Origin of the sequence: Paenibacillus sp. NRS-1781 (assembly GCF_050467745.1) — a bacterium.
GTDB lineage: Bacteria > Bacillota > Bacilli > Paenibacillales > Paenibacillaceae > Paenibacillus > Paenibacillus terrae_A.
Genome location: NZ_JBITPI010000064.1, coordinates 1 through 3,012, shown reverse-complemented (window position 1 = coordinate 3,012; position 3,012 = coordinate 1). Strand labels below are relative to the sequence as shown.

The 3,012-nt window shown below is 53.3% G+C and carries 1 rRNA gene; it reads left to right on the top strand.

From position 1 onward, the window contains the following. The first annotated feature begins 86 nt into the window (after window positions 1–86). Window positions 87–3,011: ribosomal RNA gene (locus ACIFO6_RS21830) — 23S ribosomal RNA — on the top strand. The last annotated feature ends 1 nt before the right edge of the window (window position 3,012 follow it).

The following is a 3,012-nucleotide window of genomic DNA, read 5'->3' as shown; positions in this document are numbered from 1 at the left end:
AAATAAAGGTAGCTGTTTTGTATTTCATTCACACGTAAGTGTTGAACCGACATGCAAAGCGAATCGCATTTACTTTGTAAATGCTAGGTTAAGCTACAAAGAGCACACGGAGGATGCCTAGGCGCCAGGAGCCGACGAAGGACGTGGCGAACAACGATAAAGCCTCGGGGAGCTGTAAGCAAGCTTTGATCCGGGGATGTCCGAATGGGGAAACCCGGCTGTCTTCATCGACAGTCACTTTCTGCTGAATACATAGGCAGAACAGAGGCATACCAGGGGAACTGAAACATCTAAGTACCCTGAGGAAGAGAAAACAATAGTGATTCCGTCAGTAGCGGCGAGCGAACGCGGATTAGCCCAAACCAAGGAGCTTGCTCCTTGGGGTTGTGGGACGTCTCACATGGAGTTACAAAGGAACCGGTTAGATGAAGAGGTCTGGAAAGGCCCGCCAGAGAAGGTAAAAGCCCTGTAGTTCAAAACCTGTTCCCTCCGAGACGGATCCCGAGTAGTGCGGGGCACGTGAAACCCCGTATGAATCCGGCAGGACCATCTGCCAAGGCTAAATACTCCCTGGCGACCGATAGTGAAGCAGTACCGTGAGGGAAAGGTGAAAAGCACCCCGGAAGGGGAGTGAAATAGATCCTGAAACCGTGTGCTTACAAGAAGTCAGAGCCCTATTTATGGGTGATGGCGTGCCTTTTGTAGAATGAACCGGCGAGTTACGTTCCCGTGCAAGGTTAAGGTGAAAAACTGTAGCCGTAGCGAAAGCGAGTCTGAATAGGGCGATCTTGAGTACGTGGACGTAGACCCGAAACCGGGTGATCTACCCCTGTCCAGGGTGAAGGTGCGGTAACACGCACTGGAGGCCCGAACCCACGCATGTTGAAAAATGCGGGGATGAGGTGGGGGTAGCGGAGAAATTCCAATCGAACCCGGAGATAGCTGGTTCTCCCCGAAATAGCTTTAGGGCTAGCCTCGGAATAAGAGTCGTGGAGGTAGAGCACTGATTGGGTGCGGGGCCCGCAAGGGTTACCAAGCTCAGTCAAACTCCGAATGCCATAGACTTGGTTCCGGGAGTCAGACAGTGAGTGCTAAGATCCATTGTCGAAAGGGAAACAGCCCAGACCATCAGCTAAGGTCCCCAAGTGTGTGTTAAGTGGGAAAGGATGTGGAGTTGCACAGACAACCAGGATGTTGGCTTAGAAGCAGCCACCATTGAAAGAGTGCGTAATAGCTCACTGGTCGAGTGACTCTGCGCCGAAAATGTAACGGGGCTAAACACGCCACCGAAGCTATGGCTTGATGCAATGCATCAGGGGTAGGGGAGCGTTGAATGCGGGTAGAAGGTGTACCGTAAGGAGCGCTGGACTGCATTCAAGTGAGAATGCCGGTATGAGTAACGAAAAGATCTGTGAGAATCAGATCCGCCGAAAGCCTAAGGGTTCCTGAGGAAGGTTCGTCCGCTCAGGGTAAGTCGGGACCTAAGGCGAGGCCGAAAGGCGTAGTCGAAGGACAACAGGTCGAAATTCCTGTACCACCGTAATCCGTTATGAGCGATGGGGTGACGCAGTAGGGTAGTGACGCGGACTGATGGATGTCCGTCTAAGCAGTGAGGCTGGTGTGTAGGCAAATCCGCACATCGTAAGGCTGGGCTGTGATGGGGAGCGAAAATTACAGTAGCGAAGGTCATGATCTCAGACTGCCAAGAAAAGCCTCTAGCCAGGAGAAGGTGCCCGTACCGCAAACCGACACAGGTAGGCGAGAAGAGAATTCTAAGGCGCGCGGAAGAACTCTCGTTAAGGAACTCGGCAAAATGACCCCGTAACTTCGGGAGAAGGGGTGCCTCGGTAGGGTGAATAGCCCGAGGGGGCCGCAGTGAAAAGGCCCAAGCGACTGTTTAGCAAAAACACAGGTCTGTGCGAAGCCGTAAGGCGAAGTATACGGGCTGACGCCTGCCCGGTGCTGGAAGGTTAAGGGGAGTGGTTAGCGCAAGCGAAGCTATGAACCGAAGCCCCAGTAAACGGCGGCCGTAACTATAACGGTCCTAAGGTAGCGAAATTCCTTGTCAGGTAAATTCTGACCCGCACGAATGGCGTAACGACTTGGGCGCTGTCTCAACGAGAGATCCGGTGAAATTTTAATACCTGTGAAGATGCAGGTTACCCGCGACAAGACGGAAAGACCCCATGGAGCTTTACTGCAGCTTGATATTGAATTTGGGTACGATCTGTACAGGATAGGTGGGAGCCGTTGATCCTTGAGCGCCAGCTTGAGAGGAGGCATCCTTGGGATACCACCCTGATCGTATCTAGGTTCTAACTTGGTACCGTGATCCGGTGCGAGGACAGTGTCAGGTGGGCAGTTTGACTGGGGCGGTCGCCTCCTAAAGAGTAACGGAGGCGCCCCAAGGTTCCCTCAGAATGGTTGGAAATCATTCGAAGAGTGCAAAGGCAGAAGGGAGCTTGACTGCGAGACCTACAAGTCGAGCAGGGACGAAAGTCGGGCTTAGTGATCCGGTGGTACCGCATGGAAGGGCCATCGCTCAACGGATAAAAGCTACCCTGGGGATAACAGGCTTATCTCCCCCAAGAGTCCACATCGACGGGGAGGTTTGGCACCTCGATGTCGGCTCATCGCATCCTGGGGCTGAAGTAGGTCCCAAGGGTTGGGCTGTTCGCCCATTAAAGCGGTACGCGAGCTGGGTTCAGAACGTCGTGAGACAGTTCGGTCCCTATCTGTCGTGGGCGTAGGAAATTTGAGAGGAGCTGTCCTTAGTACGAGAGGACCGGGATGGACGTACCGCTGGTGTACCAGTTGTTCCGCCAGGAGCACCGCTGGGTAGCTATGTACGGAAGGGATAAGCGCTGAAAGCATCTAAGCGTGAAGCCCCCCTCAAGATGAGATTTCCCAAATAGTAAGACCCCTTGAAGACGACGAGGTAGATAGGTTGGGGGTGGAAGTGCAGTAATGCATGGAGCTGACCAATACTAATCGGTCGAGGGCTTATCCTAA